Origin of the sequence: Bacteroides sp. MSK.20.82, assembly GCF_019052485.1 — a bacterium.
In the GTDB taxonomy this organism is placed as follows: Bacteria; Bacteroidota; Bacteroidia; order Bacteroidales; family Bacteroidaceae; genus Bacteroides; species Bacteroides thetaiotaomicron.
On sequence record NZ_JAHQUN010000044.1, the window covers coordinates 1 to 16,159 of the forward strand.

The following is a 16,159-nucleotide window of genomic DNA, read 5'->3' on the forward strand; positions in this document are numbered from 1 at the left end:
TCAACACATAGCAGCTATTAGAGATAAACAAGTCAACCATTATTAGGGAAGTACAGTAGTCTCTACTCCATCTTACTTATAAGATAACTGCTTCATACGGTGAAACCGATAGTTCCATGCTTTGGAACCAATCGTTTCACTGTATGAAACAAGAGTTTCCATGCCTTTGAAACTAAAGTTTCAAGCTTCCGAAACTAGAGTTTCAAGCCGCTGGAACTAAAGTTTCTCACTGATGAAACCATAGTTTCTCACCGTTGAAACTTTAGTTTCTCGCCGACGAAACTTTGGTATCAAGGCACAGAAACCGACCTTCTTCGCCGTAAGCGTCTCCGCGATGCCACAGTGACAGCAAAACTACTGTCACTCTGCTATCACACCTTGCCGTCACCTTATAACAATCACATAATCATTCATTTGCCACCATTTATGTGACAGATGACAGCAAATCTTTATTTTTTAATTTATATGTAGAGAGTATATATTACTCCCCAAAATAATAATTATATAATATGAAATCAACCTTTTTATTTCTGGTTACTACAACCATGATGACTTGTACCGCCTTAGGACAACCTTCCAACGACAAAAAGAACGTATTACCCGACTGGGCATTCGGAGGCTTCGAACGACCACAGGGAGCTAATCCGGTGATATCTCCTATAGAGGACACGAAATTCTATTGTCCGATGACACAGGATTACGTTGCATGGGAATCCAATGATACTTTCAATCCGGCGGCTACCCTGCATGACGGCAAGATTGTCGTGCTGTATCGGGCAGAAGATAAATCCGGTGTCGGTATCGGTCACCGTACCTCACGTCTCGGATACGCCACTTCGAGTGACGGTATTCACTTCAAGCGGGAAAAGACTCCGGTATTTTATCCGGATAACGATACTCAAAAGAAACTGGAATGGCCGGGCGGATGCGAAGACCCGCGTATCGCCGTCACAGCAGAAGGACTGTATGTGATGACCTATACGCAATGGAACCGCCACATTCCGCGTCTGGCAATAGCCACTTCACGCAATCTGAAAGACTGGACAAAGCACGGTCCCGCTTTTGCCAAAGCGTATGACGGCAAGTTCTTCAATTTAGGATGCAAGTCCGGCTCCATTCTGACCGAAGTTGTCAATGGGAAACAGGTGATCAAGAAAATCGACGGAAAATACTTCATGTATTGGGGAGAGGAACATGTGTTTGCCGCCACTTCCGAAGATTTAGTCAACTGGACTCCATACGTAAATACGGACGGCTCGCTGAGAAAACTGTTTTCACCCCGTGACGGACACTTCGACAGCCAGCTGACGGAATGCGGTCCTCCAGCTATTTATACTCCAAAGGGAATCGTACTTCTGTATAATGGTAAAAACAGTGCAAGCAGAGGCGACAAACGCTATACCGCCAATGTTTACGCTGCCGGACAAGCCCTCTTCGACGCCAATGACCCGACCCGTTTCATCACCCGTCTCGACGAACCGTTCTTCCGCCCGATGGATAGTTTCGAAAAGAGCGGGCAGTATGTAGACGGAACGGTGTTCATCGAAGGGATGGTTTATTATAAGGATAAATGGTATCTGTATTATGGTTGCGCAGATTCCAAGGTGGGTATGGCTATCTACAATCCGAAGAAACCTGCTGCCGCAGATCCGCTGCCCTAAACAAACTGTTTCTTTCTACCCGACATAAATAAAACTGCAAGGATTACACAATTCTGAATGAACAGAGGTTGTGCTGATCCTTGCAGTTCTTATATTTATCAAGATTGATGCACAAAAAACATATTTCACTGCCAAAAAAGTAAACATTTGCGCCAACCATGCGAATTAGCCCTATCTGAAGGACCTTTTCCTCCACATTATTACTAATTTTATCACTATAGAAATAACACACAACAAATCAATAGTTATGAAAATAGTACAAACCTTTTGGCATGGAAATAATTCATTGTTAGACAATAGTTTTGGATGGATGAATCCACAATACCATTTAATGTCATGGGCATTAAGTTGTCTTTCTTTAAAAGACAACTATCAAAATATCGTTTTATATACCGATTCCCATGGATATGAAATCTTTGCCGAACAATTGAAACTACCGTATACAGATATCATCATTCAATACGACAATCTAACTTGCCCTGAACCTCATTGGGCATATCCCAAGTTATTAACCTATTCACTCCAAAAAGAACCCTTCATACATGTAGACGGAGATGTATATTTGCCTAATAAACTAGACAACACCATAGAGATGAGTGAATTGATTGCTCAGAACAAAGAAATAGGAAGCAGTTATTATAAAAGTATGATGAATCATATTCTACAAAAAGATTTATTAATGCCATCCTTCCTAAAAAAAGAATTAGAAAAAGACTCTATCATGTCATATAATGCAGGAATTATCGGAGGAAATGACTTGGAGTTTATAGCTGAATACTGCCGGACTGCATTTAACTTTATCGAATCAAACCATTTAAATGATATAAACAGCAAAGATATTCACATAAATAACAATATCCTCTTTGAACAAATATTGTTTTATGCCCAGTCAAACAGTTATAACAAACCTGTGGCAACAGTCCTTGATCACAGCGTTCGTGACAATGGATACATTTATGATGATTTCTGTAATTTTTATCTATACGACAAAGCCAAACTATTACATATCATCGGCGGACATAAAAAGAACCAACGGATTTGTGATTTACTTAGCAAAACTCTATTAAATAAATATCCTGACTATTACAATAGAGTAGTAGAATTGTTCGCGAATAATCATAAGCGAATGCAAAACAAGGCTAAAAATACTACCTTCCCCGATTTGAGTGTACAAATGTGTATTGCATCCTATCAAGATTATCTTCATTCTTTGTCCAAAAAATGGGAAAAGCTATCTTATACCGATCTGTATGATTGGGAGAAATGCTCATCTTCCTATTTCATGTTTCTAAATGCCGGAAAAGAGGAACAAGCCATATTTACTATTAATAGAAATCCCTACCTATCCATTTACGAAATTCCGGAACCCTGGCCGACAGAAGCAAAAAAACTGCTTAAAGAACGTATAAACAAAGAGTGCCATTCAGACCACTTTGATATAGTATGCATTCCATGTCTGCTATATGAGGGTTTTAAAGAAGTGCTTATTAACGATTTATGTTATAATATTCTGATTCTCATAGAAGAAGAGAAGACATTTGAATGTCTGTTCAACGAATTGCTACCTTGTTTTTCATCTGAAATCAGCAAAGATAAAGAACAAACTTACAAATTAATTCTGACGGAAGTAGAATATCTTCTTTATCATGGGGTGATATGTATCAATTGATTTCAACTTAAACAAGTGTATAAACTTATCTATGCATCCAAAAGAAACGACTTTATTTATAAACACTAAAATTATCATGTATTATGGAAAAGAAAAGTAAAGCGGAGAAATTAAAATTAAGAGGGATCAACCAAACCATATTGATCTCCAGTTACAATTCAGGGGCAGGTACAGGTCCCAATGATTGCATGACAGAAGAAGTTTATCAACGGCTTAATGCCCAAGGAGCCTTAGATACCACCGTCTATGTATGTGGCATTGGATGGATGACACCGGACGTAACTATCTACGGTAGCGGATCAGGTTTCGGTTCCGGTAGTGGTTCCGGCAGCGGTAGTGGTTCTGGCGAGTATTGGGGAAGCGGACACTGGGGAAGTGGAGATTGGGGAAGTGGTAGCGGGTGGACTGGTGGTGGAACTAGTGGTGGAGGAACTAGCGGTGGAGGAACTAGCGGTGATGGTCTGAAACCTGGAGGTGGAGACAAACCCGTTCCCAAAGATCCAATAGAATTAATGGACAAAAGTAGGTTTGTTGGTTGGAGAGAAGGAGCTAATTGCTTAAGTCTTTGCAAAGAAACACTAAAAAAATATGGATTATCCAATTACGGAAGTAGCTTAAATGTTTTTAAGCTAGTTGATTCTGCAAATGGATTATTAACAAACTGGGGAAATGATCCAGCTCAAAACTACAAAAATGCAATTGAATGTATCGATAAACATCTCAATGCAAAACGAGTTATCATAGTAGGAGTTGATTATGATCTCGATTTAAATCCAAACATCGACGGTACAGACCATTTTATTGTAGTTACAGGAAGAGGATATGATACTTCACGACAACAGTATTACTATACATTTATGGATAATGCAACTTCCAACTCTGATGATGGATGTAGCAACATTAATCGCCTTTACTACAAAACTGAAAATTTAAAGCTAGAGGGAAGCACAAAGGTTGCTAACAGATATTATACTGTAACTCAAGTAAGACCCAACGACGGTGGGAAATATGATACAACATCTTTATAATATAAAAATGTATAACCTAGAACGAAACGATAGAGTCCACTTTTACCGTGGACTCTATCATCATCTATAAATAATAATCAACCATGAAAAAAGTAGCAATTTTAATTATATTAATAATGGCAAGCGGACTATCTATGTATGGCCAAAACAGCTACAAAGTCACTTCTTTAGTGAAGCTATCGGATATAAAAGAAAAGAACTTGCAACGTGTATTCTATGTTTTTTCAAAAAATGAGTTCCTAAAGCTACCCATCAATTATGATATTTCATTCTTTGTTTACCAAGACAACAACAGTATCTCTCGTGATGATTTTGAACATACGAGAGCAGTAACTCAAGGTACATCTTATAGAATAAGCAATTCTCCATTCTATGCTAATCTTGACAAAAGAGACAAGAGACCTCCCATTGAAACAGTTCTTTCTCTCATTGAAGATACTAATGGAAAATATATCATGGGAATAGTCAGAACTTGGTCAGCTCTTCACGATATGGATAAACATTGGTTAGTTACATTCAATTTTGCAGGAGCAATCATTGACTACATTCCCATTTGTGAATGGCCTGGAACATGCAGCAAAGCTAGAACCATGGAAGCACAAATCAATAAAGATTTTACGGTGAATGTTCAACAGTTGAACTTTCCTGAAAATAATTACATCATTCAGTTCGATAGTATAAAAAGAAATTTTATACACCTAGATAACCTGAAAGGGCAACGTATAGATACTAAATATCAGATAATGCCGGATGGAAAGTTTAAAAAACTGGAAGAGGCATATTATCAACCGCAAATCTACACTCCGGACATGTTGAAGAGCAATGAAACCCTCATTCGATATAGAAGAGAAAATATTAAAGAAAAGAAAATATTTCAACAATAAAGACTATGAAAAACAGTTTAAGAATCCCACGAATTATCCACCAAACATGGAAAACAAAAGATGTACCTTCTCCTCTTGACCAACTGCCACAAACATGGAAAGAATATCTCCCGAATTGGGAATATATCCTATGGACAGATGAAATGAACAGGGAATTTGTCTGCAAACATTTCCCTGATTTCCTGGAGAAGTATGATACATATCCTTGTAACATACAAAGAGCAGACGCTATACGCTATCTTCTCTTGAAAGTTTATGGAGGATTGTACGTAGACATGGATTTCGAGTGCCTCGAAAATATTGAGTTCTTACTAGAAGGATCGGATTTTATCGTAGGTAAGGAACCCGACTGGCATGCTAAACGCTTTGGTTTTGAATATATCATTTGCAACGCTTTCATGGCGTCAACACCCGATAATGATTTTATCAACTTTGTATGCCAAAGGTTAATCAATCATTCCGGTGGGAAAGTTGTTAATAACGGATTTGATATACTGGATTCCACAGGCCCTTTCTTGCTAACGCATGCATTCAACGCATTTCCACATAAAGAAGACATACGTATCCTCGAATCAAAGACAATATATCCTATCGGACAATGGGAGGTAGAGAAAATAAAAAACAACCAGATTCCTAAAGAAATGGAAGAGCGTATCAATCAGGCTCATGCCATACACTATTTCTTTGGTACCTGGTTTGGTAAGTAACCTTTAAAAATAAAATAAATAATGATCCCAAAGAATATACACCTTATCTTTCTACGCAAAGATGAACCGTTCCCCGAACTATTCGAGAAATGCAAACAAGAAATACAAGTCAATCATCCGGACTGGAATATCCGCCTATATAATAAGGATGATGCACAGGATATATTAAATCAAGATTTACCTGAATACATCGAAGCCTATAATGCATTCTATCACAATGTACAAAAAGCAGACTTCTTAAGATTAGCCCTTGTATACCTCTATGGAGGATTCTATATGGATTTAGATATGTTAAGTTTAAAGCCACTTGATGAGTTGAGAAAGTATAATTTGGTTTTAGGAGAAGAGAAAATTGTCTGCCAGGCAGAGCAAGAAGCCTTGAATTTAAGATATCGACTTCGAATAGCCAACTATATGTTCGGTGGAATCCCTAAACATCCTTTTTTACACAGAATAATGGATGAAATGGCAGAAAGAGCCACAATAATCTTAAAATCGCAACAGGAGATTTTAGACATAACAGGTCCCGGCCTACTAACAGACACATATTGGGATAACTATGGAATGTATACAGACATCACATTATTAAGAAATACAGATAAAAGGTGCAGGCAACCTTATCACAATGAAATCTCATGCCACTTTGGAGATTATGCAGCTCATCTGCATGCCGGGACATGGAGAACGGGAATTTGAGTTTATATAACCAAGTTATGCAAGAAAAGCTATTTTATCAACAAACACTAAAAGAATCATTGTAAATTTCTTTTCTACATCAACTGCAATAAACGTAATGACCGGGAAACAAATGGAGAGCATATCATGGGAGTTATTACCGCAACATCTAAAAAACATGATAAGATAAAATGGTCAGAGAGTATTGATACTGGTTTGTCATTGCCGACACCTGCTGTACTTTCATTGTTCACAAACATATATTATAGAATGATAATCAGCTACTTATCTTATACCCTAATTATCCATAGAGTACTCTGAACAGACAAAATATATTTGCCTACATATTGGCACTACAAAGGACAGCTAATCATTCGAAATCCGCTATATTTGGACACGTTTTGAATGACAAAAAGCTTCTTGAGCAATCATTCTTTATGACTGACAAGATGCAGCCCGAACCGGACAAGAATACTTTCTAGATGTAAAGTGGTGCCAAAAAGGTAAATATCCGTGCCATTTCCATAAAGAAGTACTATTCTAAACCCTAATAGAATTAATTCCATTAGTTTTGTATAAATTTGTAAACTACTAAACTTGTTAAAAATAAACCATGATGAACAAAAAAGTAATTGCCGTAGCCCTCGCCCTTGCCTTAGCAGGAGGAAGCTATGCACAAGATGACACCGCGAAGAAAAAGGTGAAAGCCTATATGGTGTCGGACGCCCACCTCGACACCCAGTGGAACTGGGACATCCAGACAACAATCAACGAATATGTCTGGAATACCATTAGTCAGAACTTATTTCTGCTAAAGAAATATCCCGAATACGTTTTCAACTTTGAAGGGGGAGTGAAGTATGCGTGGATGAAGGAATACTATCCCGAACAGTATGAAGAGATGAAGAAATTCATCGAGGAAGGCCGCTGGCATATCGCCGGAAGTAGCTGGGAAGCAAGTGATGTGTTGGTTCCTTCCGTCGAAGCCTCCATCCGTAACATCATGCTCGGACAGACGTACTACCGGCAAGAGTTCGGAAAAGAAGGAACGGATATCTTCCTGCCGGACTGCTTCGGATTCGGATGGACGCTTCCCACCATTGCCGCACACTGCGGACTGATCGGCTTCTCTTCACAGAAGCTGGACTGGCGTAATCATCCCTTCTATGGAAAGAGCAAGCATCCGTTTACCATCGGACTCTGGAAGGGCATTGACGGCAAACAAGTAATGCTAGCCCACGGATATGACTACGGACGCAAATGGAACAACGAAGATCTCTCGAAGAATAAAGATCTGGAAAAATTAGCCCAACGTACTCCGCTCAATACGGTCTACCGCTATTATGGAACAGGGGATATCGGTGGCTCTCCTACTCTGGGTTCGGTACGTTCTGTAGAACAGGGAATCAAAGGTGATGGCCCGGTAGAGGTGATCAGTGCTACCAGCGATCAGTTGTTCAAAGATTATCTGCCGTTCAACAATCACCCGGAACTACCGGTATTTGACGGAGAGTTATTGATGGATGTTCACGGAACAGGTTGCTACACTTCGCAGGCAGCCATGAAGCTGTACAACCGACAAAACGAACAGTTGGGCGATGCAGCAGAAAGAGCGGCGGTCGCTGCCGAATGGCTGGGTACCGCCAGCTATCCGCAACACACGCTGACGGAGGCATGGAAACGTTTCATCTTCCATCAATTCCATGATGACCTGACGGGAACGAGTATCCCCCGTGCCTATGAGTTCTCATGGAACGATGAACTGATCTCTCTGAAACAATTCTCACAAGTACTGACTTCTTCCGTCAACGCCATTGCCGGACAGATGGATACACGCGTGAAAGGAACGCCTGTCGTTCTTTATAATGCAAACGCTTTCCCTGTATCGGACTTGACAGAGATCATCCTCGAACAGCCTAAAGCCCCGAAAGGCTTCACTGTATACAATGCACAAGGCAAGAAAGTCGCTTCGCAAATGATCGGTTACGAGAACGGACGTGCTCACATCCTGGTTGCAGCGTCACTGCCCGCAAACAGTTATGCAGTGTACGATGTCCGCACCGGAGGATCTGAAAAAACGATCTCTCCTTCAGCAGCCTCAGCCATCGAAAACTCCGTCTACAAAATCACACTGGATAAAAACGGAGATATCATCTCACTGACCGACAAGCGCAACAACAAAGAACTCGTAAAAGACGGAAAAGCGATTCGCCTGGCACTCTTCACCGAAAACAAGTCGTACGCATGGCCTGCATGGGAAATCCTGAAAGAGACCATCGACCGTGAACCTGTCTCCATCACAGACGGTGCAAAGATCACTTTAGTGGAAAACGGCGCACTCCGTAAAGCACTCTGCATTGAGAAGAAGCATGGCAAATCGCTCTTCAAGCAATACATCCGCCTCTACGAAGGCAGCCGTGCCGACCGCATAGATTTCTATAACGAAATAGACTGGCAGTCAACAAACACACTGCTGAAAGCAGAGTTTCCTCTGAATATAGAAAATGAAAAGGCTACTTACGATCTGGGAATCGGCAGCGTGGAAAGAGGTAATAATGTACAGACCGCTTACGAAGTATATGCGCAGCAATGGGCAGACCTGACCGATAAGAACAACAGCTACGGTGTATCGATCCTAAATGACAGTAAATATGGCTGGGATAAACCGGATAACAACACGATCCGTCTGACTCTTCTCCATACACCGGAAACAAAAGGAAATTACGCTTATCAGGATCACCAGGACTTCGGCTTCCATACATTTACTTATAGCCTCACAGGACATAACGGAGCACTTGACAAACCCGCCACCGCCATCAAAGCTGAAATTCTGAATCAGCCGATCAAAGCCTTCAGCAGTCCGAAACATGCCGGAACACTAGGTAAAGAATTTGCTTTTGTACGTTCAAGCAACGATCAAGTCGTTATCAAAGCGCTGAAAAAAGCGGAAGTATCCGATGAATATGTAGTACGTGTATATGAAACAGGAGGCGCAGCTCCGCAACAGGCAGCCATCACCTTCGCCGGTGAAATAGAGAAGGCAGTACTTGCAGACGGTACGGAAAAAGAGATCGGCAGTGCTGACTTCAACAAGAACCAGCTGAATGTATCCATCGCTCCCTACAGCATACAGACATTTAAAGTGAAGCTGAAGAAAAAAGCTGATCTTCAAGCTCCGGCATGCGCTTATCTTCCTTTGGACTATGATCGCAGATGTTTCAGTTGGAATGCTTTCCGCAAAGAAGGGAACTTCGAATCGGGCAACAGCTATGCAGCAGAACTTCTCCCCGACTCCATCCTGAAAGCCGACGGCATTCCTTTCCGCTTGGGAGAGAAAGAAATTGCCAATGGTTTGACTTGCAAAGGCAATGTACTTCAGTTGCCAACCGGACATTCTTACAACCGTATCTATTTCCTGGCAGCCTCTGCCGGTGAAGATGCAGTTGCTACCTTCAGCACCGGTAACAACTCACAGGAAATCACCGTACCTTCCTATACCGGTTTTATCGGTCAGTGGGAGCATCTGGGACATACGGAAGGCTTCCTGAAAGATGCAGAAATCGCTTATGTCGGCACTCACCGTCATGCTTCTGACAAAGATGAGGCTTATGAGTTTACGTATATGTTCAAGTTTGGCATGGATATTCCTAAAGGAGCGACTACGGTTACTTTGCCGGATCATGCAGATATCGTATTATTTGCCGCAACGCTGGTTAATGAGAAGTATCCGGCAGTAACTCCGGCCTCGGAATTGTTCCGCACAGCCTTGAAAGCAGACAATGGAGAAGAAGCGACGACTAAAACAAACCTGTTGAAACAAGCCAAACTAATCAAATGTTCCGATGAAACCAACGAAAAAGAAGTTGCAAGATATGCCGTAGACGGTGATGTGAAGACGAAATGGTGTGATACAAGCACGGCTCCCAACTACATTGACTTCGACTTCGGAAAGGAACAGACGATCCGTGGATGGAAGTTGGTAAATGCCGGAAATGAAGGCAGCGTCTTTATCACTCATACCTGCTTCTTACAAGGCAGAAACAGTCCGGACGAAGAATGGAAAACGATTGATGAACTGAGTGATAACAAGAAAAACACGGTAGTTCGCCAGTTTAAGCCGACTTCGGTACGTTACGTCAGACTGCTGGTTACACAATCTACACAAAACAACAGTCTGAAGGCTGCAAGAATCTACGAGTTGGAGGTTTATTGATAAACCGAAAATAAAACAGAAGTAATATCTCACAAACAAAAAGAAGGCGTATCAAAAGTCAGTAGTAACTAAACTCCCCTCCTACGGGTACTCCTCCTTCCTGAAGGAGGAGGGTTTAGTTACTTTTGACTTTTGATACGCCTTCTTTTTTCATCTCCATATCTGTCATTGACAATAAGAAAACGCCTTCAAATATATGCTTCCGCAAACACTTGAAGGCGTTCATCATCCTAACCAATACCTATCCTAAAAACTATTTTTTACCTATTTATTCAAAACGATCGGCCTATTGGCAGAAGCTTTACCAAAATTCTTGGCAGGCTTTTTGCCCATCTCAAATTTTAAAGTACTGCCGTTAATTATATCATCGTACGTAATATAACTTTTATGATAAGGTTTGCCATTCAGATAAACCTTCTGAATATAGATATTATCTTTACTATTATTCGGTGCTTCAACAGTAAACACTTTACCACCACGCACTTTCACTTCTATCTTTTTAAAACGAGGACTGCCGAATGCAAACACACCGTCAGACGGATTCACCTGATAGAATCCCATAGCAGAAAGGAGATACCATGCAGACATTTGTCCACAGTCTTCATTACCGATGATACCGTCCGGCTGATCTGTGTAGAAGTCGCTCATGATGAAACGAACCTTTTCCGCTGTTTTCCACTGTTCGCCGGCATAGGTATAGAGATAGGCTATGTGATGGCTCGGCTCATTGCCATGCGCATATTGTCCGATCAGACCGGTGATATCACTGGAAGCACCTTCACCCATACTGTCATTGTTCGTAAAGAAGCTGTCGAGCTTCGATGTAAACGGCTTGTCACCGCCAAACAGGCTGATCAATCCATACGGATCTTGCGGAGCGAAGAATGTATATTGCCATCCGTTGCCCTCACAGAAATCGCCGACTCCGTGAATAGAACGTGCCGGATCGTACGGAGTACGCCATGAACCGTCTTCCAGTTTCGGACGGATGAAATGGATAGAAGAATCGAAATAGTTCTTATAGTAATGGGCACGCTTCGAGAATGTCTCATAATCAGCCGTCTTCCCCATCTTTTGTGCCATAGCGGCGATTCCCCAGTCATCTACTGCATATTCCATAGCGATGGAAGTAGCTTCGTGGATTTTATCAGCAGGGATATATCCTTTGGCCATCACGTAAGGAACTCCGTTCTGCCCTTCATAAGTTGCTGTCGCTTTCATAGCCGTCAAGGCTTCTTCCGCATCAAATCCGGTAAATCCTTTCAGATAAGCATCTGCAATCACCGGAACAGAGCTATATCCCGGCATACAATTTGTTTCGCCGCTCATCAAAGGCCAGATAGGAAGTTTATCCTGTTGCCGATAAATGGAAAGCATTGAATTAATTACATTGTCCACCATTTCGGGCTGAATGATAGTCATCAGAGGATTCAAGGCGCGATAAGTATCCCAAAGGGAGAGAGTGGTATAATTCGCTTTCTTCGGGTCTGTGTAAATCATATCATTCATCCCCCGATACTCACCATTGACATCACAATACAATGTAGGAGCGATCATGGTATGATAGTGTGCGGTATAAAACACACGTTTGGCAGCCTCATCGTCTGATTCTACGGTCATCTTATCCAACTGTTTGTTCCAGCGGTCACTGCTCATCTTCACCACCTTGTCGAAGTCCCAGTGAGAAAGTTCCGCTTGCAGGTTCATCGCTGCATTGTCACAACTTACGGAAGAAATAGCCACTTTAATCTTTACTTCTTTCACATTGCCGAAAGTAAGCACACTTTTCACCGATTCTACTTTCAGTTGATCCCAAAGTTTGGGGGTATTATCGTCATAAGCCGTAAATTTCTCGATCTTCTGATCGCTCTTCAGCACAAAGTATACTTTTCGCGACGGGCTCCACCCTCTGACATACCGATAACCTTCCACTGTATAGTCATCTACTTTGCGAATATAGCTGTCGTATGCATTGGAACCGTTTCCTTCACGCAGGTCAATCAGTATAGAGGCCGGTTTTCCTTCGGGATAGGTATAACGATGAAAACCTACCCGGTCAGTAGCTGTCAGTTCGGCCTTGATATTGTATCTGTCCAGAATTAAAGAATAATATTCCGGACGGGCTATCTCATTGTCATGTGAGTATTTCGACGCATAACCGTCACGTATATCATCCTGGTTACCTCTGGGAGTACGGATTTCATTGAGAGGCATAATCAGAATATCCCCCAGATCGGTACATCCCGTACCGCTTAAATGAGTATGAGAGAAACCAATCAGAATACTGTCGGAATAATGATATCCCGAACACCAGTCCCAGCCTTTATGGATATTGTTGGGTCCGAGTTGCACCATGCCGTACGGAACACTCGTTCCGACAAATACATGCCCGTGAAAACCGGAGCCGATATAAGGATCGACATACTGTAACAATCCCTCACTCTTTGAATAGTCCTGTTTTGCCACTCCGCTCGTTGCCAGACCTAAAAAGCAGGAAGCAGCCATTAAAAGTTTAAATGCGTTCATCTGTATTTTTCTTGTTAATTCGAAATTGTTTCATGGTAGGATTTACTTCATGAATTATAGTTTTCATGATGCAAATATAAACTCTATTCCGGAACTATCAGGCTGTCGCCAGAGTTTACCGAATGGATGGCAGGGATATTTACTCTTTTGGCAAAAGAAAAAGGACTTGCACTGACTAAAGCAGTTCAAATCCTTTCCATAAATTTCCTTCGGGAAGAGGGGCTTCGAGCTCTATCAGCTCTTTTGACACGGGATGGATGAAGCGTACCTTCCGCGCATGCAGGCAAATACTGCCATCGGGATTGGAACGCGGAGCGCCATATTTAAGGTCTCCTTTAATGGGACATCCCATTTTTGCCAACTGGCAACGAATCTGATGATGACGTCCGGTTTTCAAGTCTACTTCAAGCAGATAGTAATTCTCCGAATGTCCGATCAGCCGATAATTCAGAATCGCTTTCTTGCTATTCGGCACTTCTTTGTCATAAGCAAAACTCTTGTTCTGCTTCTCGTTACGTGCCAGATAATGCACCAATTCACCTTCCGGCTCTTTGGGGGCATTCTTTACTACTGCCCAGTAAGTCTTTTTCACTTCACTGGTACGGAACATCTCGTTCAGACGAGTGAGTGCCTTACTCGTTTTGGCAAAAATAACAAGGCCGCTTACGGGGCGGTCCAGCCGGTGTGTCACACCGATGAAAACATTTCCGGGTTTCTGATACTTCTCTTTCAGGTACTGCTTCACAGTTTCCGAAAGCGGTGTATCGCCCGTCTTGTCTGCCTGGACAATCTCGGAAGCGGTCTTGTTGACTACAATTATATGGTTGTCTTCGTATACGACAGTCATACTGTTCGATTACATATTCATACCACCATCTACCTGAATCACCTGACCTGATACGTAAGAAGACATATCTGATGCCAGGAAGGTAGCGATGTTTGCCACATCTTCAGGAGTACCGCCACGACGCAAAGGAATTTTCTTTGCCCATTCAGCTCTCACTTCGTCAGAAAGAGCAGCAGTCATATCTGTCAGGATGAATCCCGGAGCAATGGCGTTGGCACGGATGCCACGAGAGCCCAGTTCTTGTGCGATAGACTTGGCCAATGCAATCATGCCGGCTTTGGAAGCAGCATAGTTAGCCTGTCCCGCATTACCGTGAACACCCACTACAGATGCCATGTTGATAATGCTACCAGCTTTCTGACGCATCATAACAGGTGTACAAGCGTGGATGAAGTTAAATGCAGACTTCAGGTTCACATTGATTACCATATCCCATTGTTGTTCGCTCATACGCATCATCAGACCGTCACGAGTGATACCGGCATTGTTCACCAGAATATCGATACGTCCGAAGTCCTTATGGATTTCTTCTACGACCTTTGCAGTATCTTCAAAGTTAGCAGCGTTAGAAGCATAACCTTTGGCTTTCACACCCATTGCTTCCAGTTCTACCCTTGTTTTTTCTGCATTTTCGTCAATGACCAGGTCAGTAAATGCAATGTTTGCACCTTCGGCAGCAAACTTCAGAGCGATAGCCTTGCCAATACCACGGGCGGCACCGGTTACAATGGCTGTTTTTCCGTCTAATAATCCCATACTAAAAGTTATTTAATTAAATTTCTGTTCTATGCAGTGCGCCAAACACAATGTTGGACACATATTTATTTCTTGTTTCTTCGTCCAGATGAGCTCCTATATGCCCACGGATATAAGGAACTTCAATTCCCTTCACACAGTAATGTATCAAATCGGCAGTCATCTCCACATCATCAATGTGAAACACTCCTTTCGCCTGTCCCTCCAACAACACAGCTTTAAAAATCTGGATTTCTTTCGCATCAAATTTCTTTCGCACTTTTTCTACCCGCCATATATCACGGAAGAAATAAGCACGCAGGGTTCCATTCCGATAAACGACCTCCTTTACTGCATCCAATCGGGTATATATCAGTTCCAACAGTTTGTCGTCCGGCGAAATGTTTTTATCAGCCACCCTCTTCATCATATCCGACAAGATATCCAATTCCGATTCTACAACAGCCAAATAGATTTCATCCTTACTTTTAAAATAGGTATAAAGCGTTCTTCTACCTTTTTTCGAAGTGAGGGCGATATCATTCATCGTAGTGTTCTCCACCCCCATCTTTGCAAAAAGCTGGCGGGCAACGTCTACTAACTTGGCTTTCGTTTTTGATACGGTCATAGGTTATACAAATTGCACATTGCTGAATATTTTGAGCAAAAGTAATTCTTTTCTTTAGACCACACAAGAAAACGCACAGAATATTAACATTTGTATATTAATAGGTACTAAAAAAAGTTCCATCAATACCTCTCTCATTTTCAGCACAATATAGATAATTCGATCTTTTTTCTAAAAAATAATTGGAGAATAATTTGTTTTATTCAAGAAAAGCCGTACCTTTGCACCCGTTAAACATCGCGGAGTGGAGCAGTTGGTAGCTCGTTGGGCTCATAACCCAAAGGTCATTCGTTCGAGTCGGATCTCCGCAACTTACTAAAGAATCGCTTTTTAAGTGGTTCTTTTTTTATCTCTCTCCGGTAAGATTCTACTGATTACAGTTCCTTTATTCACAACCCCAATCTTATATTAACCACGTTATCAACAAAGTTATTAACAGGTTAATTAATTAGTAACAAACAAATTAACTATATAAGAGACTCATTTTTAAACAAGCAGGATGTGACTTGTTCACAACCTCAAAAAGCAAAATAAGAATCACCCGAATACAAAAAAGATACTACCTCAAAAATCAGTAGTATCTCCT

11 protein-coding genes and 1 tRNA gene are annotated in these 16,159 nt (G+C 41.6%); 8 read left to right on the forward strand and 4 right to left on the reverse strand.

The features are described from left to right. Positions 1-509 precede the first annotated feature (509 nt). From KTR07_RS22580 to KTR07_RS22610, 7 genes are all read left to right on the forward strand, one after another. Positions 510-1,661, forward strand: coding sequence for a glycoside hydrolase family 130 protein (locus tag KTR07_RS22580; RefSeq protein WP_070750583.1), 1,152 nt, complete (start codon positions 510-512; stop codon positions 1,659-1,661). Positions 1,662-1,908: 247 nt separating this feature from the next. After that, positions 1,909-3,330: a DUF6734 family protein gene (locus KTR07_RS22585; protein WP_008762716.1), complete on the forward strand. Its 1,422-nt coding sequence runs from the start codon at positions 1,909-1,911 to the stop codon at positions 3,328-3,330. Positions 3,331-3,413: 83 nt separating this feature from the next. Continuing rightward, positions 3,414-4,358, forward strand: a complete 945-nt coding sequence (locus KTR07_RS22590; protein WP_055229899.1) for a hypothetical protein — start codon at positions 3,414-3,416, stop codon at positions 4,356-4,358. An 83-nt stretch (positions 4,359-4,441) separates the two neighbouring features. After that, complete coding sequence (locus KTR07_RS22595; protein ID WP_008766951.1) at positions 4,442-5,242, forward strand: hypothetical protein; 801 nt, start codon at positions 4,442-4,444, stop codon at positions 5,240-5,242. Between the two features lie 5 nt (positions 5,243-5,247). Next, positions 5,248-5,949: a glycosyltransferase family 32 protein gene (locus KTR07_RS22600; RefSeq protein ID WP_008766952.1), complete on the forward strand. Its 702-nt coding sequence runs from the start codon at positions 5,248-5,250 to the stop codon at positions 5,947-5,949. A 21-nt stretch (positions 5,950-5,970) separates the two neighbouring features. Then, entirely contained in the window at positions 5,971-6,645 is a 675-nt protein-coding gene (locus KTR07_RS22605) for a glycosyltransferase family 32 protein (RefSeq protein WP_008766953.1), read from the forward strand. Between the two features lie 595 nt (positions 6,646-7,240). Then, a complete protein-coding gene (locus KTR07_RS22610; protein WP_371737222.1) occupies positions 7,241-10,837 on the forward strand; it encodes a glycoside hydrolase family 38 C-terminal domain-containing protein in 3,597 nt (1,198 codons plus the stop codon). 264 nt (positions 10,838-11,101) lie between these two features. Here the strand turns inward: KTR07_RS22610 and KTR07_RS22615 are convergent, their stop codons facing one another. The 4 genes from KTR07_RS22615 to KTR07_RS22630 form a co-directional block, all read right to left on the reverse strand. Next, positions 11,102-13,363: a GH92 family glycosyl hydrolase gene (locus KTR07_RS22615; RefSeq protein ID WP_070750582.1), complete on the reverse strand. Its 2,262-nt coding sequence runs from the start codon at positions 13,361-13,363 to the stop codon at positions 11,102-11,104. 175 nt (positions 13,364-13,538) lie between these two features. Beyond that, a complete protein-coding gene (locus KTR07_RS22620; protein ID WP_008766957.1) occupies positions 13,539-14,210 on the reverse strand; it encodes an RluA family pseudouridine synthase in 672 nt (223 codons plus the stop codon). Positions 14,211-14,219: 9 nt separating this feature from the next. Next, on the reverse strand, positions 14,220-14,966 hold the full coding sequence (gene fabG / locus KTR07_RS22625) for a 3-oxoacyl-[acyl-carrier-protein] reductase (RefSeq protein WP_008762708.1): 747 nt from the start codon (positions 14,964-14,966) through the stop codon (positions 14,220-14,222). 16 nt (positions 14,967-14,982) lie between these two features. Beyond that, positions 14,983-15,573 carry a TetR/AcrR family transcriptional regulator gene (locus KTR07_RS22630; protein ID WP_011108963.1) on the reverse strand — a complete coding sequence of 197 codons (591 nt, stop codon included), beginning with the start codon at positions 15,571-15,573 and terminating at the stop codon, positions 14,983-14,985. Between the two features lie 238 nt (positions 15,574-15,811). On the opposite strand from KTR07_RS22630, the gene KTR07_RS22635 reads away from it, so the two are divergent. Next, a tRNA-Met gene (locus tag KTR07_RS22635) sits at positions 15,812-15,884 on the forward strand. Positions 15,885-16,159 lie beyond the last annotated feature (275 nt).

Bases quoted from the DNA above. Each gene is read 5' to 3' on its own strand.
- KTR07_RS22580 (WP_070750583.1), top strand. From the start codon at position 510: ATGAAATCAACCTTTTTATTTCTGGTTACTACAACCATGATGACTTGT.
- KTR07_RS22585 (WP_008762716.1), top strand. From the start codon at position 1,909: ATGAAAATAGTACAAACCTTTTGGCATGGAAATAATTCATTGTTAGAC.
- KTR07_RS22590 (WP_055229899.1), top strand. From the start codon at position 3,414: ATGGAAAAGAAAAGTAAAGCGGAGAAATTAAAATTAAGAGGGATCAAC.
- KTR07_RS22595 (WP_008766951.1), top strand. From the start codon at position 4,442: ATGAAAAAAGTAGCAATTTTAATTATATTAATAATGGCAAGCGGACTA.
- KTR07_RS22600 (WP_008766952.1), top strand. From the start codon at position 5,248: ATGAAAAACAGTTTAAGAATCCCACGAATTATCCACCAAACATGGAAA.
- KTR07_RS22605 (WP_008766953.1), top strand. From the start codon at position 5,971: ATGATCCCAAAGAATATACACCTTATCTTTCTACGCAAAGATGAACCG.
- KTR07_RS22610 (WP_371737222.1), top strand. From the start codon at position 7,241: ATGAACAAAAAAGTAATTGCCGTAGCCCTCGCCCTTGCCTTAGCAGGA.
- KTR07_RS22615 (WP_070750582.1), bottom strand. From the start codon at position 13,363: ATGAACGCATTTAAACTTTTAATGGCTGCTTCCTGCTTTTTAGGTCTG.
- KTR07_RS22620 (WP_008766957.1), bottom strand. From the start codon at position 14,210: ATGACTGTCGTATACGAAGACAACCATATAATTGTAGTCAACAAGACC.
- fabG (WP_008762708.1), bottom strand. From the start codon at position 14,966: ATGGGATTATTAGACGGAAAAACAGCCATTGTAACCGGTGCCGCCCGT.
- KTR07_RS22630 (WP_011108963.1), bottom strand. From the start codon at position 15,573: ATGACCGTATCAAAAACGAAAGCCAAGTTAGTAGACGTTGCCCGCCAG.